Source organism: Paracoccus sp. MKU1 (assembly GCF_001447385.1).
Lineage (GTDB): Bacteria > Pseudomonadota > Alphaproteobacteria > Rhodobacterales > Rhodobacteraceae > Paracoccus.
Window position 1 is genome coordinate 74,540 of sequence record NZ_LLWQ01000220.1, and the last position, 21,203, is coordinate 95,742.

Annotated in this window: 21 protein-coding genes; 11 read left to right on the forward strand and 10 right to left on the reverse strand. The window is 68.6% G+C overall.

The genetic code is table 11. From position 1 onward, the window contains the following. Positions 1 to 8: 8 nt before the first annotated feature. The 6 genes from ccmE (at position 9) to AQY21_RS24965 (ending at position 5,012) form a co-directional block, all read left to right on the forward strand. A complete protein-coding gene (ccmE, locus tag AQY21_RS24940) occupies positions 9 to 452 on the forward strand; it encodes a cytochrome c maturation protein CcmE (RefSeq protein ID WP_058100282.1) in 444 nt (147 codons plus the stop codon). Between the two features lie 75 nt (positions 453 to 527). Further along, positions 528 to 1,139, forward strand: a complete 612-nt coding sequence (locus AQY21_RS24945; RefSeq protein WP_058100283.1) for a holin-associated N-acetylmuramidase — start codon at positions 528 to 530, stop codon at positions 1,137 to 1,139. Further along, positions 1,130 to 1,666: a holin family protein gene (locus AQY21_RS24950; protein WP_058100284.1), complete on the forward strand. Its 537-nt coding sequence runs from the start codon at positions 1,130 to 1,132 to the stop codon at positions 1,664 to 1,666. Before AQY21_RS24945 ends, AQY21_RS24950 begins: the two co-directional genes overlap by 10 nt. An 88-nt stretch (positions 1,667 to 1,754) precedes the next feature. Next, positions 1,755 to 3,716, forward strand: a complete 1,962-nt coding sequence (locus AQY21_RS24955) for a heme lyase CcmF/NrfE family subunit (RefSeq protein WP_058100285.1) — start codon at positions 1,755 to 1,757, stop codon at positions 3,714 to 3,716. Positions 3,717 to 3,719: 3 nt separating this feature from the next. After that, positions 3,720 to 4,172: a cytochrome c-type biogenesis protein gene (locus tag AQY21_RS24960; protein ID WP_058100286.1), complete on the forward strand. Its 453-nt coding sequence runs from the start codon at positions 3,720 to 3,722 to the stop codon at positions 4,170 to 4,172. A gap of 69 nt (positions 4,173 to 4,241) precedes the next feature. Continuing rightward, positions 4,242 to 5,012 carry an enoyl-CoA hydratase-related protein gene (locus AQY21_RS24965; protein WP_058100287.1) on the forward strand — a complete coding sequence of 257 codons (771 nt, stop codon included), beginning with the start codon at positions 4,242 to 4,244 and terminating at the stop codon, positions 5,010 to 5,012. Between the two features lie 20 nt (positions 5,013 to 5,032). On the opposite strand, the gene AQY21_RS24970 is transcribed toward AQY21_RS24965, so the two are convergent. The 3 genes from AQY21_RS24970 to AQY21_RS24980 form a co-directional block, all read right to left on the reverse strand. Next, on the reverse strand, positions 5,033 to 5,749 hold the full coding sequence (locus tag AQY21_RS24970; RefSeq protein ID WP_058100288.1) for a DNA mismatch repair protein MutT: 717 nt from the start codon (positions 5,747 to 5,749) through the stop codon (positions 5,033 to 5,035). A 5-nt stretch (positions 5,750 to 5,754) separates the two neighbouring features. Next, positions 5,755 to 6,174: a DUF983 domain-containing protein gene (locus AQY21_RS24975; protein WP_058100289.1), complete on the reverse strand. Its 420-nt coding sequence runs from the start codon at positions 6,172 to 6,174 to the stop codon at positions 5,755 to 5,757. A gap of 97 nt (positions 6,175 to 6,271) precedes the next feature. Next, complete coding sequence (locus tag AQY21_RS24980; protein ID WP_058100290.1) at positions 6,272 to 7,660, reverse strand: diguanylate cyclase; 1,389 nt, start codon at positions 7,658 to 7,660, stop codon at positions 6,272 to 6,274. A gap of 114 nt (positions 7,661 to 7,774) precedes the next feature. Here AQY21_RS24980 and AQY21_RS24985 point away from each other — a divergent pair, with 114 nt between their 5' ends. Continuing rightward, a complete protein-coding gene (locus tag AQY21_RS24985; protein WP_058100291.1) occupies positions 7,775 to 8,044 on the forward strand; it encodes a DUF3572 domain-containing protein in 270 nt (89 codons plus the stop codon). 15 nt (positions 8,045 to 8,059) lie between these two features. On the opposite strand, the gene AQY21_RS24990 is transcribed toward AQY21_RS24985, so the two are convergent. The 6 genes from AQY21_RS24990 to AQY21_RS29455 all read right to left on the reverse strand — a co-directional run bounded on the left by AQY21_RS24990 (position 8,060) and on the right by AQY21_RS29455 (position 14,331). Further along, positions 8,060 to 9,421, reverse strand: a complete 1,362-nt coding sequence (locus tag AQY21_RS24990) for an aminotransferase (protein ID WP_058100292.1) — start codon at positions 9,419 to 9,421, stop codon at positions 8,060 to 8,062. A gap of 244 nt (positions 9,422 to 9,665) precedes the next feature. Next, positions 9,666 to 11,021, reverse strand: a complete 1,356-nt coding sequence (locus tag AQY21_RS24995) for a cytochrome P450 (protein WP_058100293.1) — start codon at positions 11,019 to 11,021, stop codon at positions 9,666 to 9,668. Then, positions 11,018 to 12,217, reverse strand: a complete 1,200-nt coding sequence (locus AQY21_RS25000) for a hypothetical protein (protein WP_058100294.1) — start codon at positions 12,215 to 12,217, stop codon at positions 11,018 to 11,020. Before AQY21_RS25000 ends, AQY21_RS24995 begins: the two co-directional genes overlap by 4 nt. 54 nt (positions 12,218 to 12,271) lie before the next feature. After that, positions 12,272 to 12,958 carry a M48 family metallopeptidase gene (locus AQY21_RS25005; protein WP_058100295.1) on the reverse strand — a complete coding sequence of 229 codons (687 nt, stop codon included), beginning with the start codon at positions 12,956 to 12,958 and terminating at the stop codon, positions 12,272 to 12,274. 27 nt (positions 12,959 to 12,985) lie between these two features. Beyond that, a complete protein-coding gene (locus AQY21_RS25010) occupies positions 12,986 to 14,167 on the reverse strand; it encodes a VWA domain-containing protein (protein ID WP_058100296.1) in 1,182 nt (393 codons plus the stop codon). Then, complete coding sequence (locus AQY21_RS29455) at positions 14,167 to 14,331, reverse strand: hypothetical protein (RefSeq protein ID WP_203416659.1); 165 nt, start codon at positions 14,329 to 14,331, stop codon at positions 14,167 to 14,169. The genes AQY21_RS25010 and AQY21_RS29455 overlap by 1 nt, the downstream gene beginning before the upstream one ends. Positions 14,332 to 14,438: 107 nt before the next feature. Here AQY21_RS29455 and AQY21_RS25015 point away from each other — a divergent pair, with 107 nt between their 5' ends. Further along, a complete protein-coding gene (locus AQY21_RS25015; RefSeq protein ID WP_058100297.1) occupies positions 14,439 to 15,563 on the forward strand; it encodes a Ppx/GppA phosphatase family protein in 1,125 nt (374 codons plus the stop codon). Between the two features lies 1 nt (position 15,564). After that, positions 15,565 to 16,338: an RlmE family RNA methyltransferase gene (locus AQY21_RS25020; protein WP_058100298.1), complete on the forward strand. Its 774-nt coding sequence runs from the start codon at positions 15,565 to 15,567 to the stop codon at positions 16,336 to 16,338. Positions 16,339 to 16,534: 196 nt separating this feature from the next. Here AQY21_RS25020 and AQY21_RS25025 read toward each other — a convergent pair whose 3' ends face one another. Continuing rightward, positions 16,535 to 17,998 (reverse strand): APC family permease, encoded by a 1,464-nt coding sequence (locus AQY21_RS25025; RefSeq protein ID WP_058100299.1) that lies wholly within the window; start codon positions 17,996 to 17,998, stop codon positions 16,535 to 16,537. A gap of 765 nt (positions 17,999 to 18,763) precedes the next feature. Here AQY21_RS25025 and aroC point away from each other — a divergent pair. Next, entirely contained in the window at positions 18,764 to 19,864 is a 1,101-nt protein-coding gene (gene aroC / locus AQY21_RS25030) for a chorismate synthase (RefSeq protein WP_058100300.1), read from the forward strand. 253 nt (positions 19,865 to 20,117) lie between these two features. After that, positions 20,118 to 21,146 carry a substrate-binding domain-containing protein gene (locus tag AQY21_RS25035; protein WP_058100301.1) on the forward strand — a complete coding sequence of 343 codons (1,029 nt, stop codon included), beginning with the start codon at positions 20,118 to 20,120 and terminating at the stop codon, positions 21,144 to 21,146. The last annotated feature ends 57 nt before the right edge of the window (positions 21,147 to 21,203 follow it).

The window sequence follows — 21,203 nt, forward strand, 5'->3', positions numbered from 1 at the left end:
CTTGCACCATGAAGTCATTGAAGAAAAAACGCCGGATCCAGATCCTCGTCGCCGCCGCCGTGGCGCTTGTGCTGGCGGCCGGGCTGATCGGCTACGGCTTCCGCGACGGCATCAACCTCTATCGCTCGCCCAGCCAGATGGCCGAGAGCCCGCCCGAGGCCGGCGAGGTCTTCCGCCTGGGCGGGCTGGTCGAGGACGGCAGCCTGGTGCGCGGCGCCAGCGAGACGGTGACCTTCCGCGTGACCGACGGCGGCGCCACCGTCCCGGTGCGCTTTACCGGCGTGCTGCCCGACCTTTTCTCGGAAGGCCAAGGCATGATCGGCACCGGGCGCATGGAGGGCGAGACCTTCGTCGCCACCGAGATTCTGGCCAAGCACGATGAAAACTACATGCCGCGCGAGGTCATGGATTCGCTGAAGGAGCAGGGCGTCTACGAGGACCCCAACTCCTGACGCAACGCGCGCCGGGTTAACGGCCGGTTAACCGGATTTCTCCAGCCTCGATCCGCTTCAGGATTGGGGGCTGGCATGAAGACAGTGGAACAGATCGCGGCCGAGATCGTCGCGCGTGAGGGGGGCTACGTCAACGACCCGGACGACCCGGGCGGCGCGACGAATTACGGCGTCACGCTGGCGACATTGCAGCGGCTGGGCATCGACAGGACCGGCGACGGGCGCATCGATGTGGCGGATGTCAGGGCGCTGACCCGCGCCGATGCCGAGCGCATCTTCGTCGAGCATTATTTTCGCCGGCCGCGCCTGGCGGAACTGCCCGCCTCGGTGCAGGCCTCGGTTTTCGACATGTATGTCAATGCCGGCACCAATGCGGTGAAGATCCTGCAACGGCTGGTCACGCGGATGGGCTTTGCGGCGACCGACGACGGCGTGGTGGGGCCGCGCACCATCCTGGCGGCGCGCCAGGCCGATGCGGCGGCGCCGGGCTATTTCGCCGATGCCTACGGGATCGCGCGGCGGAACTACTATTACGCGCTGGGCGATGCGCGCCCGGCCAGCCGCAAATATGCCCGCACGCAGGCGGGCGGAAAGGGCGGCTGGATCCTGCGGGCCGAGGAGTTCATCTCGCCCCGCTATCACCTGTCGCCGGCCGAGCATCGGGCGAGGGTGGCGAAATGGGGCTGATGGACCGCCTTCTGGGCGCCAGCGGTGCCGTCACCACCGTGGCCAATGCCGCGACCGGCATGGCCGAGGTGTTTCGCGAGAACGCCACCCGCCGCATGGAGCTGGACGAGCAGGCCTATGCCCGCGCCATCACCCAGCACGGCGACGAATTCGTCGCCGCACCGCGGGGCTGGTTCGACGGGATGATGAACGGGCTGAACCGCCTGCCGCGACCGCTGATGACATTGGGGACGCTGGGGCTGTTCGCCTATGCCATGATCGATCCCGAGGGCTTCGGCCTGCGCATGGAGAACCTGAACCTGGTGCCCGAGCCGCTCTGGTGGCTGCTGGGCGCCATCATCAGCTTCTATTTCGGCGCGCGCGAGGCGCATTACTTTCGCACCCGGCCGGTCCTGGGCATCCCGTCCCGCAGCGGGCCGGCCGATCCCGCGGCCGCGCCCGCGGCCTCGTTGCCGCTGATGGCGGCGGAGCCTTTCGAGGACAACGCTGCCTTGCGGGACTGGGCGGCGGCGACGGCTGCGCGCTAGCAATGCTGTGACAATCTGGCAGGCGCGGGGGGCTGGCTTGCCGCCCGCGCCGCGGTTATCCTGTGGGGCAGCCACCCGGAGGGAGCCCATGATCGCTGAACTTGGCCATTTCGCCCTGATCCTCGCCTTTGCCGTGGCCATCTTCCAGATGATCGTGCCGATGATCGGCGCCAGCAAGGGCTGGAGCGGCTGGATCGACTCCGCGCGTCCCGCCGCGCTGGCGCAGTTCGGGCTGGTCGGCATTTCCTTCGCGGCGCTGACCATCGCCTTCGTGACCTCGGACTTCTCGGTCGCTCTGGTCTATCAGAACTCGCATACCGCCAAGCCGATGATCTACAAGATCAGCGGCGTCTGGGGCAACCATGAGGGCTCGATGCTGCTCTGGGTGCTGATCGTGGCGCTGTTCGGCGCCATGGCGGCCGCGTTCGACGCGAACCTGCCGCCCAAGCTGCGGGCGCGGGTGCTGGGGGTGCAGGGCTCGATCGGCGCGGCCTTCCTGGGCTTCATCCTGTTCACCTCGAACCCCTTCCTGCGCATGGCGAGCCCGCCCTTCGACGGGCGCGACCTGAACCCGCTCTTGCAGGATCCGGGCCTCGCCTTCCATCCGCCCTTCCTCTACCTCGGCTATGTCGGGCTCAGCATGGCCTTCAGCTTTGCCGTGGCCGCGCTGATCGAGGGGCGGGTCGACGCCGCCTGGGCGCGCTGGGTCAGGCCCTGGACGCTGGCGGCCTGGGTCTTCCTGACCATCGGCATCGCGCTGGGGTCCTGGTGGGCCTATTACGAGCTGGGCTGGGGCGGGTTCTGGTTCTGGGACCCGGTCGAGAATGCCAGCTTCATGCCCTGGCTGATCGCCGCCGCACTCCTGCATTCCGCCATCGTGGTCGAAAAGCGCGAGGTGCTGAAAAGCTGGACCATCCTCCTGGCGATCATGGCCTTCGGCTTTTCGCTGATCGGCACCTTCATCGTGCGCTCGGGCGTCATCACCTCGGTCCACAGCTTCGCCAGCGACCCCGAGCGTGGCGTGTTCATCCTGGCGATCCTGGCGTTCTTCGTGGGCGGCGCGCTGCTGCTTTTCACCTTCCGCGCCGCCTCGATGCAGGCGCGGGGGGCCTTCGCCCCGGTCTCGCGCGAAGGGGCGCTGGTGCTCAACAACATCCTGCTGGCGGTTTCGACCTTCGTGGTCTTCATCGGCACCGTCTGGCCGTTGGTGGCCGAGATGCTGTGGGACCGCAGGCTGTCGGTGGGCGCGCCCTTCTTCGAACAGGCCTTCACGCCCTTCATGGTGGCGCTGGCCATCGTCCTGCCGGTCGGCGCGATCCTGCCGTGGAAGCGCGGCAAGCTCAGGCGCGCGCTTTACCCGCTGCGCGGCGCGCTGGTCTTTGCCGGGGCGGTGATGGCGCTGGTCTTTGCCGTCTCGACCGGCCATTCGGCGCTGGCGGTGATCGGTGCCGGGCTGGGCGCCTGGCTGGTCGCCGGCGCTGCCGTGGACCTGTGGCTGCGCACCGGCAATTCCGGCCTGTCCCGCCTGCGCCGGCTGCCGCGTGCCGATTGGGGCAAGGCCGTTGCCCATGCCGGGCTGGGCGTCACCTTCATCGGCATCAGCCTGCTGATGGCCTGGCAGGTCGAGGACATCCGCGTGGCCCGGATCGGCCAGAGCTTCGCCGTCGCCGGCTATGAGATCACCCTGGACAGCGTCGAAGAGCACCCCGGCCCCAACTACAACTCGATCATCGCCGCGATGACCGTCAGCCGCGACGGGCGGCAGGTCGCGGTGCTGCATCCCGAGAAGCGGGTCTATCCGGTGCAATCCATGCCCACCACCGAGGCGGCGATCCAGAACGGGCTGTTCCGCGACCTCTATCTGGTCATCGGCGACGAGCAACAGGATGGCGGCTGGGCGGTGCGCAGCTATATCAAGCCCTTTGCCAGCTGGATCTGGCTGGGTTCGGCGCTGATGGCGCTGGGGGGGCTCATCAGCCTGTCGGACCGGCGCTATCGCGTCGCCGCCGGGGCCCGCCAGACCCGCGTCGCCCCCCAGCCGGCGGAATAGCCCATGCGCGCCTTGATCCTCTGCCTGTCGCTGCTGCTTGCCCTTCCCGCCCTGGCCGTCCAGCCCGACGAGGTGCTGTCCGACCCGGCGCTGGAGGCGCGGGCGCGCGAGATTTCCAAGACGCTGCGCTGCCCGGTCTGCCAGGGCGAGACCATCGACGAATCCAATGCGCCGATCAGCCGCGACCTGCGGCTTTATCTGCGCGAGCGGCTGGTCGCGGGGGACAGCAATGCCGAGGCGGTGCAGGCCGTCGCCGACCGCTTCGGCGAATATGTCCTGTTCGAGCCTCCGGCGCGCGGGGCGAACTGGCTGCTTTATCTGGCCGGGCCGATCATGGCCCTGCTGGGCCTGTTCCTGGGCTGGCGCTTCGTCCGTTCGCGCAGCCTGGCCGAGGAAGGGCCGGAAAAGCTCAGCGACGAGGAAAAGGCCCGGCTGGACAGGATCCTGCGCGACTGACGCAGGGTCGGGGCTTTCCTGTCCCGCAGCACCCCGGCAGGATGACCGCAAGCACGAGAGGGGGCAGGGATGAGCTTTCAGACCATCGAATCCACGCATCGGGACGGCATTGCGAGGCTGGCGCTGAACCGGCCCGATGTGGTGAACGCGCTCAACCGCACCATGCGGGCCGAGATCGTCGCAGCGCTGACGAACCTGCCGCCGGGTACGCGCTGCGTGGTGCTGACCGGGAACGGGCGCGGCTTCTGCTCGGGCCAGGACCTGACCGATGCCGGCGGCGGCTTCGACGTCGAAACCATCCTGCGCGAGGAATACGAGCCGATGCTGGCCGCCATCGCCGAGGCGCCGGTGCCGGTTATCGCCGCGGTGAACGGCATCGCGGCGGGGGCAGGGGCCAACCTGGCGCTGGCTGCCGACGTGGTGATCGCCGCGGAAAGCGCCAGTTTCGTGCAGGCTTTCAGCCGCATCGGACTGATCCCGGATGCGGGCGGGACGTTCATCGTGCCGCGCTCGGTCGGGGTGCCGCGCGCCATGGGAATGATGCTGTTCGCCGACCGCATCCCGGCCGCCCAGGCGGCGGAATGGGGGCTGATCTGGGAGGCGGTGCCGGACGCGGATTTCGAAACCGTGGTGGCTGCGCGGGCCAAGGCCCTGGCCGAGGGGCCGACGGCGGCTTTCCTGGCGATCCGCCAGGCGCTGCGCGCCTCGGGTGGCAATGACATGGCCGCGCAGCTGCGGCTGGAGGCGCGGCTGCAAGGCGAGATGGCCCGGACCGGGGATTTCGCCGAAGGCGTCGCGGCCTTCCTGGAAAAGCGAGCGCCCCGGTTCAAGGGATGCTGAGTTGAGGGCGCTGACCGGGCCTAAGCGATGCGCATGAAGCGCGGCACCGTCGTCCGGTTGTCGAAGAAGGGCACCGTCGGCGGCAGGGCCAGCGGCCCGTCGCCGGCCGCCGCCAGCAGGCTTGCCACCTCGGCCAGCACCACTTCGGTGATGAAGGGCAGGTCCAGCGCCCGTGCCTCGGTCAACGGCACCCAATGCAGATGCGAAAGCTCGTCGCAGGCGGCGCTGAAATCGTTGCGGTCGCCATGCAGCCGCTCGGCATCCAGAAGCAGGAAGCGTGCGTCGAAGCGGCGTGGGCGGCCCGGCGGGGTGACGGCGCGGAACATGTAGATCAGGGCCGAGGCATCCGGTGCCAGCCCGGCGCCGGCGTAATGGTCCCAGCCCTCGGGCGCGAGGCCAGGCGGGCCGGTCAGCAGGCCGGTCTCCTCGGCCAGTTCGCGCAGGGCGGCGGCGGCCAGCGCCCGGGGCGTCACCTGCGACTCGGCGCGCGGCTCGGCGGCCAGCAGGGCCGAGGCCCGGGGTGGCAGGTCGCCGGCCAGCCGCACCTGCGCATCGGCCGCATCCACCGCACCGCCGGGAAAGACGTATTTCGAGGGCATGAACACCGCCGAGGCGCCCCTTTGCCCCATCAGCACCGAAGGTCCGCCCCGGGCGTTGCGGTCCAGCACGACGACGGTGGCGGCATCGCGGATCGGCTGCTCGGCGGCATCGCGGTTCGCGGGGGTGGTTCCGGCCATGGCGCTCACGACGCGGCTGCCTCGATCGCTGCGGGCTCGGCACCGAAACCATGCATCCGGCGCGCCCATTGGAAGCCGATCATCCCGCCCTTGATCCGCGGCAGCAGCGCCAGCGACAGCACCACCGCGCCGAGGCCGAAGCCGATCAGCATGGCCATGGCGGAGGGGCGATACATCATGTAGACCGCCAGCAACAACGGCGCGCCCAGATGCGACACCAGCAGGATGGTCAGATAGGCCGGGCCGTCGTCGGCGCGCTGATGATGCAGCTCCTCGCCGCAATGCGGGCAGGCCGGGCGGACCGTCAAATAGCCCTGGAACAGCCGCCCCTGGCCGCAAGAGGGGCAGCGCCCAAGGGCGCCGCGCAGCATGGCCGGCTTGATCGGGCGCTCGGGCTGGGTCCCGTCGGAATAGGCATGGGGCATGGGCGCGTTCCTTTCCTGTTCCGCTTCTATCTAGGGCAAGCGACCCGCAAAGAAAAGCACGGCTTAAGTCCGGCCAGGGGTGGCCAGAGGCGGCGGCTCATGCCGCGATCACCGGCGAGGCCATGACGATCCGGTTGCGCCCCGAGGATTTGGCATTGAGCAATGCCCGGTCGGCGCTGGCCAGCAGCGCCTCGGGGTCGAGCGGCAGAAGATGCGGCCCGCCATGCCCCAGGGCCACGCCGACCGAGATGGTGACGCGCAGCTCGGCGCTCTTGCAGCCCTGCGGCAGGATGACCGGCGCGGCCATCACCGTCTGGCGCAGCTCCTCGGCCACGCGGCGGGCGGTGCGGGCCGGGCAATCGGGCAGCACGGCCAGGAATTCCTCGCCGCCGATGCGGGCGAGCAGGGCGCCCTCGGGCAGGGTGACGGCCAGGCGGGCGGCGATCTCGGCCAGCACGGCATCGCCGGCGGGATGGCCGTGCAGGTCGTTCACCTGCTTGAAACGGTCGAGGTCCAGCAGCATGACCGCCAGATCGCCCTGGTGCTCCTGCGCCTCGGCGGCCAGTTCGGCCAGGCGCGGCAGAGCGAAGCGGCGATTGTGCAGCCCGGTCAGCGGATCGGTCATCGCCCAGCGCATGTTGCGCTGGGTCTCGTGCCGGCGGCGGTCGGCCTCGTGCTTGCGGGCCAGCTGGGCTTGCAGGCGCATCGCCGTCTCGGGCGCGGCATCGGGGCGGGCCAGATCCCAGGGCAGCACGTCCCCGGCCCCCAGGTCCAGCGCCACGGGCATCATCTCGGCCCGCTCGGGGCGCAGGGCGATCGCCACCGCCGCCTCGCGCGAGCGCGGGCGCGAGCGCAGTTCGGAGAGCAGCCGCAGCCCGTCGCCGGGCTGGTGGATATCGGCGGCGATCAGGTAAAGATCGGCCACCCGGTTCGAGCCTGCCTCGGCCAGAGCCTGTTCGGGCTCGCAGACCGAGATGGAGAAATCCACCCGGTCCCGCAGCGCCAGGCGCCAGCCCAGCGCCGTGGCGGGCCGATCGGCGACAAAGACCGCGCGCGGCCGGCCGTCCGCGGCAAAGCCGGCCGCGGCCTCGGCCAGGCCGGGCGCTGGACCGTCCAGTTCGCCGAGTTCGTGCCGCATCAGCCCGCGAATGCGCGCCAGCAGCGTCAGCTCGTCGTTTCCGGCGTCGATCAGCGCGGTCGCCCCCGCCCTGAGCGCCGCCACGCGATCCGCGCCGCTGGCCTGGACCAGCACCGGCAGGTCGGCGGCGCAAGGCAGGTCGCGCAACGCGGTGCAAAGCGCGGGGGCGTCCATATCGGGCAGGCTGGCGCCGACCAGCACGATCTGCGGATGGATCAGCCGCGCCATGCGCAGCGCCTCGGCCCCCGAACTGGCGGTCGAGACTTCGTAGCAGGCCGAAACCAGCCGCACCTTCATGGTGATGCGATTCGTCGGCACGCCGTCGACGACAAGAATGCGCCCTGCCATGGTTACGCCTGCTTTACACCCCGAGCCCAGAGCCGCATCTTGTGCGGGAATGGTTAACAAATCCTTTCCGGGTGCGAAGAAATCCGCCCCGGTCGTCACGAAAGCGAGAAGGAAATGACACGAAACGAAGCGCGCGACATTGCCGATGCGGGTTTTGTCCATATCGCCGCGGATCCCGAACTGGTGGGGACGTTGCTGGCGCAATCGGGCAGCGACGTGGCCGGCTTGCGCGTCATGGCGGCGCGGCCGGAATTCGCCGTCTTCGTGCTGGATTTCCTGCTGGAGCAGGACCAGCGCGTGCTGGATTTCGCGCAGGCCGCGCATATCGCGCCGCAGCGGGTGCAGATGGCGCGGGCGGTGCTGGGCGGGGGCGACCCCTGGTAGGGGCCGCCCGAGGGCTCAGGCTACCTCGGCGAAGACCTTGTCGAGCGCCTTTTCCAGCTTTTCGAACATCTCGTCCATCTGCGCCTCGGTCAGGATGAAGGGCGGGCAGAGCACGATGGACTGGCCCAGCGGCCGGCAGATCAGCCCCAGATCGGTGCAGGTATTGGCGATGCGCTCGCTGACCGAGAGATTGGCGTCGAAGGGCGTCTTGCTCGGCTTGTCCTTGACCGCCTCCAGCGCCCACATGAAGCCGATGCCACGATATTCGCCGATGTTCGGCCGGCCGGCGATGCGCTTCAGCCCGGCCTCGAAGCGGGGGGCGAGGCGGCGCACGTTCTCGGCCAGCCCCTCGTTCATCACCACGTCGATGGCCTTCAGCGCGATGGCGCAGCCGACCGGATGGCCCGAGGCGGTGAAGCCGTGCGGGAATTCCTCGATCGCCTCGACGGCGGCCTCGACCCGCTTCGCCAGGTCCGGGCCGAGGATCACCGCGCCCATCGGGAAGAAGCCCGCGGTCAGGTTCTTGGACGAGATGATCGCATCGGGCATGAAGTCATAGGTCAGGCAGCCCCAGGTGCTGCCGGTGCGGCCAAAGCCGCAGATCACCTCGTCCGAGATCATCGGGATGTCGTGCTTGCGCAAGATCGGCAGGATGGCCTGGAAATAGCCCTGGGCCGGCGGGATCACGCCCCCCGCGCCCATCACCGGCTCGGCGAAGAAGCCGGCGATGGTGTCGGCGCCCTCGCGGGCGATGGTGTCCTCCAACTCGCGGGCCAGGCGGGCGACGAATTGTTCTTCGGTCTCGCCCTCCTCGCCATAGCGCCAGTAATGCGGGCAGGTCAGGTGGATGAAGCCGGGCAGCGGCAGGCCGAAGACCGCGTTATAGGGCTTGCCGGTCATCGAGGCCGAAACCGCGGTCACGCCGTGATAGGCGTTCCAGCGCGTCAGGATCTTGCGCTTTTGCGGCTTGCCCTCGGCGGCATGCAGGAACCACAGCATCTTGACCATGGTGTCGTTCGCCTCGGAGCCGGAATTGGTATAGAAGACCCGGCCGCTGGCGAAGGGCGAGACCTCGACCAGCTTTTCCGACAGCATCACCGTCTGGTCGGACATGCGGCCGAAAAACGCGTGATAGCCGGGAAAGCGGTCGTATTGCGCCTTGGCGGCCTCGATCAGGCCCTTGTGGTCGAAGCCGGCGACCATGTTCCACAGCCCGGAATTGGCGTCCAGATAGCGGCGGCCATGCACATCGACGATATAGGGGCCCTCGCCATGGGTCACGACGACCGTGCCCCGCTGATGGACCGAGGGCATGTCGGTGAAACCATAGAGCGAATAGGTCTCGGCCCGGGCTTCCCAGCTTTGCGGTTGGTTCATGACGTCAGCCTCCATCTGCTTTGGAGGCAGGCTAGCCGGGCGCCGGGGGCGGTTCAATGGGGCGCCGTAGCGGCTTTGGCCAAGTGCCGGGCTGCGCCGGGGTCGGTTGGCGAATTGCCGGGGCGGGCGGTGGAAATGCCAGCGCGGGGCGGCGGGGTTTGCGCCGGCTTCCGGCGTTGCATGGGTATTTGGGCAACGAAGAAATGCCTTGGCGGCGGTGCTTTGGGGGTGGGGCGGGCGCGGGTCAGCAGGTTTGCCTTGGGGAAAGGCACAGGCGGATGCCCTCCTTGCCCCGCAGCGTCAGCCGCATGATCGGGACCGGGCGTTCGCGGCCGGGTTCGAGGCGATAGGCGCGGACCAAGGCCGCGAGGATCAGCGGTCCCTCGATCATCGCGAAGCCGGCGCCGGGGCAGGCGCGGGGGCCGGCCGAGAAGGGGATGAAGGCGTCGCGCTGGCAGGCCTTGCCGTTCTCGGTCTCCCAGCGCGACGGGTCGAAGCGGTCGGGGTCGTCCCAGAGCCGCTCGTGGCGGTGCAGGTGCCAGGGCGACAGCACGAGTTGCGCGCCCCTGGGGGCCTTGCGGTCGCGCAGGGTTTCGGTCTGCCGGCATTGCCGCACGGTCATGGCGACGGGCGGGTAGAGCCGCAGCGCCTCGCGAAAGACGGCGCGGGCCAGCGGCAGGTTGCGGATCGCGGCGAAATCGGCGGCGAGGTTCTGCCGCGCCTCCTTGGCCAGCCGGTCCTGCCAGTCCGGGCTTTCCGCCAGCAGATAGAGCGCCCAGGCCAGGGCCGAGGCGCCGGTTTCGTGCCCGGCGAGGAAGAAGGTCGCGACCTCGTCGATCATCTCGGCTTCGCCGAAGATCCGGCCGGTCTGCGGGTCGGGGGTGGTCATGATCTTGGTGGCGAGATCCTGCGGCGCGGTGCCGGCGGCGATCTCGGCGGCGCGGGCCGAGACCAGCTGGCGGATCAGGGCGCGGATGCGGCGCGCGGTCTGGCGCACCCGGCGGGTGTGCAGCCGCGCCCAGCGGGGCAGGGCCATCAGCCCGCCCAGGTTCACCATCGGCTGCGCGTCCTGATGGTCGCGGAAGGCCTGGAAGACCTGGGCGGCGGTCGCGTCCTCGATCGGGATCGAGAACAGGGTGCGGAAGATCACGTCGGCGGCGATGTGGCTGGTCTGGGGTTCGATGTCGATTTCGGTCCCGTCGGCCAGCGGCGCCAGCCGGGCGACGCCGGCCAGGGCCGCGTCCCACATCGCCGGGAAGACCTCACGCAGCCTTCCGCCCTCGAAGGCGGGGTCGATGATGCGGCGCTGGTGCAGCCAGGTCTCGCCGTTCGAGATGAAGCTGGAATTGCCCAGCAGCGGTTGCAGCCCGGCAGCCATGCGCGGCGATTTCGGGAAATCCATCGGCCGCTTCTTCAGGATCAGCTCGACCAGCGCCGGGTCGTTGCAGGTGAAGCTGTGGATGAAGGGGCCGCGGAACTCGGCCATCCAGGCGCGATAGAGCCGGTCGGATTGCGCCGACAGGATGTCGCGGCGGAAGTCGCGGATGAAGCGCCAGACCGAGGCTTTTCCCGGCCGGGCGGGCGGTTTGGGCGGGATCATGTCGCGACCCAGCGGTTCACGGCGCGTGCGATGCGGCCCGGCGAATGGCCGCGCCCGGCGAAACGCTGGCCCAGCGTCAACGGTCCCGCGGTGATGGCGAAGTAGTCGTAGTCGCCCGGCCGGTCGAAGGCGCAGAGATACTGGAAATGCAGCCGGAACCAGCGCCCGCGCAATTCCCGCCGCTTTTCGGGCGAAAGCGTCCGGGTGAAGGCAGCGGAAAGCACCAGCGGATGCCGGCGGCCGGGCGGCTCGACGCCGGAGACGGCGACCGGATCGCAGAGGCCGAACGAGCAGGCGTCGCCAGGGGCGGTGACATCGATCCAGTCGAGCTCCTCGCGCGCCGCGAGATCGCGCAGGTCGGCGCGCAGCCGGTTGGCGCGCGGCAGGAACGACGCCATCGGCACGACATGGCCGAGCGACAGGTAGGAGAGGCGCGGCCCTGACGCCGGCACCCGGCCGGAGCGGATCAGGTCCGCCAGCACCGAGACGCCCAGATAGGCCCCGGAGCTGTGGCCGATCACCAGCACCTCGTCCCAGTCGCCCGCCAGCACCTCGGCGATGCGGTCGGCGAATTGCGCCAGCCGCGCTTCCAATGCCGGGGGATAGGCGCCCTGGCCTTGGGCGGTGAAGGCATAGTCGTGCATCAGATACCAGGCGAAGATCTTGCCGTCGATGCGCCGCCATAGATGCAGCCCGGCCCAGGTCAGCCCCAGCATGACAGGCCCGCCCAGCCACCAGCCGAGCCCAGTCAGCCGCCCCAGCGCCCAGCCGATCAGCGCCCCGGCCAGGGCCGCTGACAGCAGTTGCGCCAGCAGCACCACCACCGGGTAGAGCGCCGCGATCACCGGGCCGCGGCGCAGCCGCATCAGCCGGAACAGCGCGCCCGAGCCGATATAGGCCCAGGCGGTGCGGAACAGCTGGCCATAGGTCGCCAGAATGCCCTGGCCCATCGAGCCCTGTACGATATCGGCCCAGACCAGCACCTCGACCTCGGCCTCGGCCTGCCGGCCGGCGAAATCGCCGAGAACGCCCCAGCCAAAGCCCTTGCGGTCGCGGCGCGGGCCGAAGCGCAGCTCGTAGCCCGAGATGCGGGCCTGTTCCGCCCCCTCGCGCTTGTAAAGCTCGCGATAGCGGCGGGGCGGGATCGGGTCATAGCCCGGGATGTAGAGCACGCGGCGGCGAAAGGGGCGGGTCATGAAATAAACGTTTGCTTGCGCAGGCAGAATAGCCCATCCGCGCCGGCCGGCAAGTCAGGCCGCGCCCCAGCGCGCCTCGAGCTTTTCGATGGCGGCGATGCGCGCCTCGGCCGGCGGATGCGAGAGCAGCCAGGCCGGCGCGCCCGCCCGGCCCGCGCCCGCCAGCCGGTCGAGCTTGCGAAACAGGCTTTTCTGCGGCGCGGTGCCCAGTCCGGCCTTGACCATCAGCGCGCTGGCGAAGGCGTCGGCCTCGAATTCATCTTGGCGCGACAGCCGGGCGGCGATGGCGCTGGCGGCGAGATTGGCGATCCAGACGCCGATGCCGGGCAGGAAGCGGCCCAGCACGCCCGCCAGCACCATGCGCACCACGTTCTGGCCGGCAAAGTCCACCATGCGGCGGCGGGTATGGCCATGGGCGACATGGCCCAGCTCATGCGCGATGACCGAAGCCAGCTCGGCCTCGGTCACTTCGCCCTGGTCCAGCCGGTCGAGGAAACCGCGGGTCAGGAAGATGCGGCCGTCCGGCGCGGCCAGCCCGTTCACATGCCCGACCTCGTAGACATGCGCCCGCACCGAGGGCAGGTCCATGGCCCGGCCCAGCCGCTCCAGCATCGGCACCAGCCGGGGATGGCGCAGCGGCGTGGATTTGGCGTTCAGCTCGGCCTTCAGCCGCCATGCGGAAAAGAACCACATTGCGGCGGCATAGAGCAGGATCAGCAGGATCGGCGTCAGCTTCAGCATAAGCGCAATATGGGCATCGAGCGGCGGTCAGCCAAGGATGCGCATGGCCTGGGTCAGCCCCTCCAGCGTCAGGGGCTGCATGCGGTCCTCGAAGATCTCGCGGACCATGGTGATGGACCGGGTATGGCCCCAATGCGCGCGCGGCACCGGGTTCAGCCAGACGTGGTCGGGCCAGGCCTCCCGCAGGCGTCTGAGCCAGGTCTCGCCCGATTCGGGGTTCCAATGCTCGTTGGCGCCGCCGGGGATGGCGATCTCATAGGGCGACATCGAGGCGTCGCCGACGAAGATCGCCTTGTAGTCGCGACCGAAGCGGTTGATGACCTCCCAGGTGGGCGTGGTCTCGGTCCAGCGGCGGCGGTTGTCCTTCCACAAGGCCTCGTAGACGCAATTGTGGAAGTAGAAATGCTCCAGGTGCTTGAACTCGGCGCGGGTGGCCGAGAACAGCTCGTCCACCAGCCGGGAATGGTCGTCCATGCTGCCGCCGGCGTCGAGGAACAGCAGCACCTTCACGGCATTGTGCCGCTCGGGCCGGGTCTGGACGTCGATATAGCCGTGCTCGGCGCTGGCGCGGATGGTGCCGGGCAGGTCCAGCTCCTCCAGTGCGCCGTGCCGCGCCCATTGCCGCAGCCGCTTGAGCGCCACCTTGATGTTGCGGGTGCCCAGTTCGACCGAATCGTCGAAGTCGCGGAACTCGCGCTTGTCCCAGACCTTGACGGCGCGGCGGTGACGGCTTTCGGCTTGCCCGATGCGCACGCCCTCGGGATTGTAGCCATAGGCGCCGAAGGGCGAAGTGCCGGCGGTGCCGATCCACTTGTTGCCGCCCTGGTGGCGGCCCTGCTGCTCGGCCAGCCGCTCGCGCAGGCGCTTCATCAGTTCCTCGAAAGAACCGGCGCCCTCGATGGCGGCGCGTTCCTCGGGCGTGAGCAGCTTCTCGGCCAGCTTTTCCAGCCAGTCGCGCGGGATCGAGACCTCGTTCACCAGCGCCTCGACCGGGATCTCGTCGAGGCCCGAGAAGGCTTCGGCAAAGGCGCGGTCGAATCGGTCGATATGCGCCTCGTTCTTGACCAGCGTGGCGCGGGCGAGGTGATAGAAGCCCTCGGGCGACCAATCCGACAGCCCGGCTTGCAGCCCCGCCAGCAGGTCCAGATATTCCCGCAGGCTGGCTGGCACCCCATGCCTGCGCAGACTGTCGAGGAACGGCCGGAACATCAGCCCATCCGGCTGAGCAATATGGTCAGGAACACCCCCAGCACGGTCAGCGCCAGGGCATGGGCGGCGGCATATTGCAGCTTGTCGGCGCGGTTGCCGCCGGCTTTCGCGGCGCGCATCCAGCCGATCGCTGCGCCAAGGATGAATGCGGCGATCACGATCATGGGCAGGGCATAGCCCGCCCCCGCGTCCCTGTCGAGAGGCGCGCCCCCTTGAACGACCGCCGGGCGCAGGTTACTTTCGGACCAACTTGTTATCGGAGGGCGTGACCATGGCGCCCAGGCGTCCTGCGGGTGCGGACGCGTTCCCGAGAAAAACGGTCGAGCCTTTCGCCACCCGCCCGGCCGAGGACGGGCCGCTTTACGCGGCTCTGGATCTTGGCACGAACAGCTGCCGGATGCTGATTGCCCGTCCCGCGGGCAGCCAGTTCCAGGTGGTCGACAGTTTCTCGAAGCCGGTCCAGCTGGGGCACGGCCTCGAGGCATCAGGCAGGCTGTCGCGTCCCTCGATGGCGCGGACGGTGCATGCCTTGCAGGTGTGCCGGCGCAAGCTCGAGGCGCATGAGGTCACGCGTATGCGGCTGGTCGCGACCGAGGCTTGCCGGCGCGCGCGCAACAGCCGCGATTTCCTGCGCATGATCCGGCGCGAGACCGGCCTGCCGGTCGAGATCATCGACGCCGAGGAGGAGGCGCGGCTGGCCGTGATCTCCTGCGCGCCGCTGGTCAGCCAGCGCACCGAGCAATTGCTGGTCGTCGATATCGGCGGCGGCTCGACCGAGCTGGTCTGGATCGACCTGGAGGATGTCGATCCCAAGGAGCGGTCGCGGGCGATCATGCGGCTGGGCGACGGCTTCCGCGATCCGCAGCCGGGCGGGGCCCGGGTGGTGGACTGGATCAGCGTGCCGTTGGGCGTCGCCACGCTGCGCGACCAGTTCGAGGATGTCGAGGACGATCAGGGTCGCTTCGCGCTGATGTCCTGGCATTTCGAGGAGATGCTGGCGGATTTCGCCCCCTATGCCCTGGCCCAGACCATGGAGGAGGGGTTCCAGATCATCGGCACCTCGGGCACGGTGACCACGGTGGCGGCCAGCCATCTGGGCCTGCGCCGCTATGACCGGACCAAGGTGGACGGGTTGATCATGAGCTCGGCCCAGATCGACCGGGTGATCCGCGACTACCTGGCGCTGGGCCCCGAGGGGCGGCGTGCCGACCCCCGCATCGGGCGCGAGCGGCATGCGCTGATCATGTCGGGCGCCGCGATCCTGCAAACGCTGATGCGGGTCTGGCCGACGACGCGGCTGTCGGTCGCCGATCGCGGCCTGCGCGAGGGGCTGCTTTATGCGCAGATGGTCAAGGACGGGGTGCTGGCCCCGGACGGAATGAACGGGGTGGCATGAGATGAGCGAAGACAAGAAGCCGGGCTCCGGGCGCAAGAGCTCGGGCCGCGGCCAGCGCGACCTGCGGGTGCGGGTCAAATCGGCCAAGGGGCGCAAGCTTTCCAGCACGCTCTGGCTGGAGCGGCAGTTGAACGACCCTTACGTCGCCAGGGCGAAACGCGAGGGTTATCGCGGCCGCGCCGCCTACAAGATCCTGGAGCTGGACGACAAGTATCGCTTCCTGGTGCCCGGCGCGCGCGTGGTCGACCTGGGCTGCGCGCCGGGCGGTTGGTGCCAGGTGGCGGTCGCGCGCGTCAACGCGCTGGGCGATAAGCCCGGCAAGAGGATCGGCCGGGTGCTGGGCGTGGACCTGCAAGAGGTCGATCCGATTCCGGGGGCCGAGATCCATCAGCTGGATTTCCTGTCGGACGGCGCCGACGAACAGGTCAAGGCCTGGCTGGGGGGGCGGGCCGATGTGGTGATGTCCGACATGGCGGCGGCCTCCTCCGGGCACAAGGGCACCGACCATCTGCGCATCGTGGCGTTGGTCGAGGCGGCGGCGCAGCTGGCCTTCGACGTGCTGGAGCCCGGCGGCACCTTCGTCGCCAAGGTGCTGGCCGGCGGGGCCGAGAACGAGATGCAGGCCATGCTCAAGCGCAATTTCCGCAAGGTGGCGAATGTGAAGCCGCCGGCCAGCCGCTCGGATTCCTCCGAGAAATTCGTGGTGGCGCAGGGGTTCCGCGGCCGCGAGGATGCAGAGCGCGTCGCCGGAGTCGAGGACGGCGGCCAGGACTGAGGCAGCGGCATCGCCCCGGCCGACAGCGCTGGCGGGGGCGATGCCATGCAACCTTCGCCTCCGCCGCGCCCTGCCGCGCCCTTGCCTTCACCGTTTCCCAAATACTCATGCAACCGCGGCGGCGAACACCGGGCGCCGAGCGCCGAGCGCGCGCTCGACCGGCCGGCGCGCTGGCTGCCGGCCGGTCCCGGGAAGGTCAGTTCCGGGTCGAATCGCCGTGATGCTCGGCCAGTTCCTCGATATGCTCCAGGCCGCCCGGCACGTGATGGTGGGTGGCGCGGTTCCACAGATAGGTCGCAGCCCACAGAATCACGCCGATGCCGATCAGCCAACCCGCCACCTTGTATTGGTCCATCTGCGCGGCCGAGCGCGCCCAGGGCCCGGCAAGGAAGGCGCAGGTCACCGCGCCGACCCAGGGCACCCAGCCCGGCGCCTTGAAATGCTGCCGCTCGACCGGGCGCTTGCGCAGCACCAGCAGCGAGATGTTCACCACGGTAAAGACGCATAGCAGCAGCAGGGCCGTGGTGCCGCCCAGCAGGCTGACCGCCGGCAGGTCCGAGCGGGTGACGACGAAATAGATCAGCCCGAAGGCCAGCAGCGTGGTGAAGATGATCGCCACCCAGGGCGTGCGCCGTTCGCGATGCACCAGCCCCAGCCCATGCGGCAGCACCCCCTGCCGGGCCAGGCCGTAAAGCAGCCGGCTGGCCATCAGCATGTTGATCAGCGCCGAATTCGCCACCGCGAACATGCCGATGAAGGGAAAGATCTTGTCGAAGGGGAAGTTCGGCGCCCCCGCCCGCACCACCTGCGTCAGGGCCGAACCCTTGTCGGGGTCCGACAGATCGCCCACCGGCACCAGCGCCACGGCGCAGATCGCCACCAGCACATAGATCGCGCCGGTAATGCCCAGGCCGGTCAGCATGATGCGCGGAAAGATGCGGACCGGGTCCGTGACCTCCTCGGCCATGTTCACCGAATCCTCGAAACCGACCATGGCAAAGAAGGCCAGAGCCGTCGCGGCGGTCAGCGCCAGGAAGGCGCCCTTTTCGTCGGACGAGCGGAAGATCATCACTTCGCTGAAATCCGCCCGGCCCTGGCCCATGGCGTAAAAGCCGATGAAGATGATCATCAGCAGGCCGGAAAGCTCGATGCAGGTCAGCACCACATTGGCCTTTACGCTCTCGCCGACGCCGCGGAAGTTGATCGCGGCCACCAGCGCCATGAACCCCAGCGCGATGACCAGGATGCCGTTGCCGTCCTTGCTGAAGCCCAGGCCGAAGCCGTCGTTCAGAAAGCCGGCGAAGGCGTTCGACGCCGTCGAGGCCGAGGTGATCCCCGAGCACATCACGGTGAAGGCCACCAGGAAGGTCAGGAAATGGATGCCGAAGGCGCGATGGGTGTAAAGCGCCGCGCCCGCCGCCTGCGGATAGCGCGTGACCAGTTCCAGATAGGACAGCGCGGTGATGGTGGCGACGAGAAAGGCGACCAGGAACGGCGCCCAGGCCGCGCCGCCCACCTCGCCCGCCACGGTGCCGGTCAGCGCATAGACCCCGGTGCCGAGAATGTCGCCTACGATGAAAAGCAAAAGCAGCTTCGGTCCGATGACCCGCCTGAGCGCGTGCTGCTCGGGTTCCGTCCTGGTTCCTGTAGCGGTCGTCATTTGTGATCCCCCCTGGTTTCCGGGCTCGTGACGGAAAGGGTGATCCGATCACCCCTTCAGGGCAACCCGCCTTGGTTGCAAGCCGCCGCCCTGTTTCCCAATCGCCGCAGGGGCCGGCGGGTTCCCGCCCAAGGGACAGGCAGGGGCGCAGCCTTGCCGGCCGCGCCCCCGTTTCCCTCGCCATTGCAGGCAGGTTTTCGGGCCGCCAGCACTTCGGCGGCCCAAGAATCGTTGCCCTGTCACCCGCGAGGCATGTCACGCCCGTTGCCGGGCCGGATCCTGTCGGTTCCGGCCCGGCTTGGAGTCGTCGTTGCGGGTGATCGTGCCGGCCTTGGCTGAAATGCAGTCGTTGCCGGCACAACCTTGGACATAATCGTTACCACCATTCTCATGCATGTCGGCACCGTCGGCGCCATAAGGCATATCGTTCCCCAAGCCCGAGGAGGGGGTCCCGGGTCCAGAAAAGCGTTCGTCAGTATAACCCACTGCCCCTGCGGCCAGTTGGCCGGGCCATCGTCATCGGTTCCGTCCTCTTGGCGTCCCGATGTTGCGGATGGTCGGTCTGCCTTGCGACCATCATAATGCGCCGGCGGGCGTGATCGTCGTGTGAAACGCTCCTAATCCTTATAGAAAAAGGATAACTTTCTTGAAATTTCCGATTCGCGATGCGACTGGCGGCGGTGCTTCTTCGCAGCCGAATCGCGGCCGGGCATTGCCCCTTGCCCGGCCTGCGGCTATCGCAGGCAAAAAGGGGGTCCGGGAACCATGAGCTTCAACACCTTCGGTCGCGTCTTCACCTTCACCACCTGGGGCGAAAGCCACGGCCCGGCGCTGGGCGCCACGGTGGACGGCTGCCCGCCCGGCGTGGCGCTGGACGAGGGCTGGATCCAGCAATTCCTGGATCGCCGCCGCCCCGGCAGCTCGAAATTTACCACCCAGCGCCAGGAGCCGGACCAGGTGCGCATCCTCTCGGGCACCTTCGAGTGCAGGACCACCGGCACGCCGATCCAGTTGATGATCGAGAACACCGACCAGCGCAGCAAGGATTACGGCGAGATCGCCCAGGCCTTTCGGCCCGGCCATGCCGACATCGCCTATCACCTGAAATACGGCCTCCGCGACTATCGCGGCGGCGGGCGCTCCAGCGCGCGGGAGACGGCGGCGCGCGTGGCGGCGGGTGGCGTGGCGCAAGCGGTGCTGCGCGACCTGGTGCCGGGGCTGAAGATCACCGGCTACATGGTGCAGATGGGCGAGCTGCACCTGGACCGGACGAAATTCGATGCGGCCGAGATCGGCAATAACCCGTTCTTCCTGCCCGATGCCTCGGCCGTGCCGGCATGGGAGGACTACCTGAACGCGATACGCAAGGCGCAGGACAGTGTCGGCGCCGCCGTCGAGGTGCTGATCCAGGGGTGCCCGCCCGGCCTTGGCGCCCCGGTCTATGCCAAGCTCGACACCGACCTTGCCGCCGCGATGATGTCGATCAATGCGGTGAAAGGCGTCGAGATCGGCGAGGGCATGGCGGCGGCCGCCCTGACAGGGACCGCGAATGCCGACGAGATCCGCATGGGCAATGAGGGACCGCGCTACCTTTCGAACCATGCCGGCGGGATTCTGGGCGGCATTTCGACCGGGCAGGACATCGTGGTGCGATTTGCGGTCAAGCCGACCAGCTCGATCCTGACCCCGCGCCGCACCATCAACCAGAAGGGCGAGGAGATCGAGCTGATCACCAAGGGCCGGCACGACCCCTGCGTCGGCATCCGCGCCGTGCCCATCGCCGAGGCCATGGCGGCCTGCGTGGTTCTGGACCATCTGCTGCTCGACCGGGCGCAGACCGGCGGGCAGCGCGGCCGGATCGGCTAGGCAAGGCGCGCGATGGGCGGGGAAGGGGAGGGGAACGCTGTTCCCCTCTTGGCCCGTTCCGGGCCAATTCACCCCATGGAGTATTTGGAAAACGGAGAAGGCCCGGGCGCGGCGGGTTTCCGCCTTTCACCGTTTTGCAAATACTCCTGCTTTGTTACGCAACTGTTACATTGCTTTCGCATAACCGTCGCACCGGCGTTCTAGAGAACGCGCAGGCCGAATCCGGCCCCATGGAAATGTCAGGAGTGATCCTATGAAATCCGCGAAATTCACCGTGTCGGCGCTGGCCGTGATCGCTGCTTCGGCCACGGCTGCCGCCGCCCGCGACCAGATCCAGGTTTCGGGCTCGTCCACGGTGCTGCCCTATTCGACCATCGTCGCCGAGGCCTTTGGCGAGAATACCGATTTCCCGACCCCGGTGGTGGAATCGGGCGGTTCCTCGGCCGGTCTGAAGAAGTTCTGCGAGGGCGTGGGCGAGAATACCATCGACATCGCCAATGCCAGCCGCCCGATCAAGGACAGCGAGATCGAGGCCTGCAAGGCCGCCGGCGTGACCGATATCATGGAGGTCCGCATCGGCTATGACGGCATCGTCTTCGCCAGCGACATCGCCGGCAACGACTTCGCCTTCACCCCGGCCGACTGGTTCAACGCGCTGGCCGCCGAGGTCGTGGTCGACGGCAAGGTGGTCCCGAACCCCTATGCCAAATGGAGCGATATCCGCGCCGAGCTGCCGGACCAGGAGATCCTGGCCTTCGTGCCCGGCACCAAGCACGGCACCCGCGAGGTCTTCGAGGAAAAGGTGATCGCCGCGGGTTGCGAGGAATCGGGCGCGGCCGAGGTTCTGAAGGCCGAAAAGGGCGAGGAAGAGGGCGCCTCGGCCTGCATGGCGCTGCGCACCGACGGCAAGTCCATCGACATCGACGGCGACTATACCGAGACCCTGGCCCGCATCCAGTCGGCCAAGAACGGCATCGGCGTCTTCGGCCTGTCCTTCTATGAAAACAACACCGACAAGCTGAAGGTCGCGACCATCGCGGGCGTCACGCCCTCGACCGAGACCATCGCCTCGGGCGAGTATCCGGTTTCGCGGCCGCTGTTCTTCTATGTCAAGAAACAGCATGTCGGCACCGTGCCGGGGCTGAAGGAGTTCGCGGAATTCTTCGTCTCGGACGAACTGGCCGGGCCAGAGGGGCCGCTGGCCGCCTATGGCCTGGTGGCGGATCCGGAACTGGCGGCGACCCAGGCAGCCGTCGCCGAAGAAGCGACCATCGCCCAATGATCTGCCGGGCGCGGGGGAGGGACCCCGCGCCCATTTCGTTTTCCCTGTCTCGAGGGC

Excerpts from the sequence above, each read along its gene's own strand:
- AQY21_RS25025 (WP_058100299.1), bottom strand. The coding sequence starts at position 17,998 with ATGACGACCGCTACAGGAACCAGGACGGAACCCGAGCAGCACGCGCTC.
- AQY21_RS24955 (WP_058100285.1), top strand. The coding sequence starts at position 1,755 with ATGATCGCTGAACTTGGCCATTTCGCCCTGATCCTCGCCTTTGCCGTG.
- aroC (WP_058100300.1), top strand. The coding sequence starts at position 18,764 with ATGAGCTTCAACACCTTCGGTCGCGTCTTCACCTTCACCACCTGGGGC.
- AQY21_RS29455 (WP_203416659.1), bottom strand. The coding sequence starts at position 14,331 with ATGATCGTGATCGCCGCATTCATCCTTGGCGCAGCGATCGGCTGGATG.
- AQY21_RS25020 (WP_058100298.1), top strand. The coding sequence starts at position 15,565 with ATGAGCGAAGACAAGAAGCCGGGCTCCGGGCGCAAGAGCTCGGGCCGC.
- AQY21_RS24990 (WP_058100292.1), bottom strand. The coding sequence starts at position 9,421 with ATGAACCAACCGCAAAGCTGGGAAGCCCGGGCCGAGACCTATTCGCTC.
- AQY21_RS25035 (WP_058100301.1), top strand. The coding sequence starts at position 20,118 with ATGAAATCCGCGAAATTCACCGTGTCGGCGCTGGCCGTGATCGCTGCT.
- AQY21_RS24980 (WP_058100290.1), bottom strand. The coding sequence starts at position 7,660 with ATGGCAGGGCGCATTCTTGTCGTCGACGGCGTGCCGACGAATCGCATC.
- AQY21_RS24975 (WP_058100289.1), bottom strand. The coding sequence starts at position 6,174 with ATGCCCCATGCCTATTCCGACGGGACCCAGCCCGAGCGCCCGATCAAG.
- ccmE (WP_058100282.1), top strand. The coding sequence starts at position 9 with ATGAAGTCATTGAAGAAAAAACGCCGGATCCAGATCCTCGTCGCCGCC.
- AQY21_RS24945 (WP_058100283.1), top strand. The coding sequence starts at position 528 with ATGAAGACAGTGGAACAGATCGCGGCCGAGATCGTCGCGCGTGAGGGG.
- AQY21_RS25010 (WP_058100296.1), bottom strand. The coding sequence starts at position 14,167 with ATGTTCCGGCCGTTCCTCGACAGTCTGCGCAGGCATGGGGTGCCAGCC.
- AQY21_RS24960 (WP_058100286.1), top strand. The coding sequence starts at position 3,720 with ATGCGCGCCTTGATCCTCTGCCTGTCGCTGCTGCTTGCCCTTCCCGCC.
- AQY21_RS24985 (WP_058100291.1), top strand. The coding sequence starts at position 7,775 with ATGACACGAAACGAAGCGCGCGACATTGCCGATGCGGGTTTTGTCCAT.
- AQY21_RS25005 (WP_058100295.1), bottom strand. The coding sequence starts at position 12,958 with ATGCTGAAGCTGACGCCGATCCTGCTGATCCTGCTCTATGCCGCCGCA.
- AQY21_RS24950 (WP_058100284.1), top strand. The coding sequence starts at position 1,130 with ATGGGGCTGATGGACCGCCTTCTGGGCGCCAGCGGTGCCGTCACCACC.
- AQY21_RS25015 (WP_058100297.1), top strand. The coding sequence starts at position 14,439 with ATGGCGCCCAGGCGTCCTGCGGGTGCGGACGCGTTCCCGAGAAAAACG.
- AQY21_RS24965 (WP_058100287.1), top strand. The coding sequence starts at position 4,242 with ATGAGCTTTCAGACCATCGAATCCACGCATCGGGACGGCATTGCGAGG.
- AQY21_RS24995 (WP_058100293.1), bottom strand. The coding sequence starts at position 11,021 with ATGATCCCGCCCAAACCGCCCGCCCGGCCGGGAAAAGCCTCGGTCTGG.
- AQY21_RS25000 (WP_058100294.1), bottom strand. The coding sequence starts at position 12,217 with ATGACCCGCCCCTTTCGCCGCCGCGTGCTCTACATCCCGGGCTATGAC.
- AQY21_RS24970 (WP_058100288.1), bottom strand. The coding sequence starts at position 5,749 with ATGGCCGGAACCACCCCCGCGAACCGCGATGCCGCCGAGCAGCCGATC.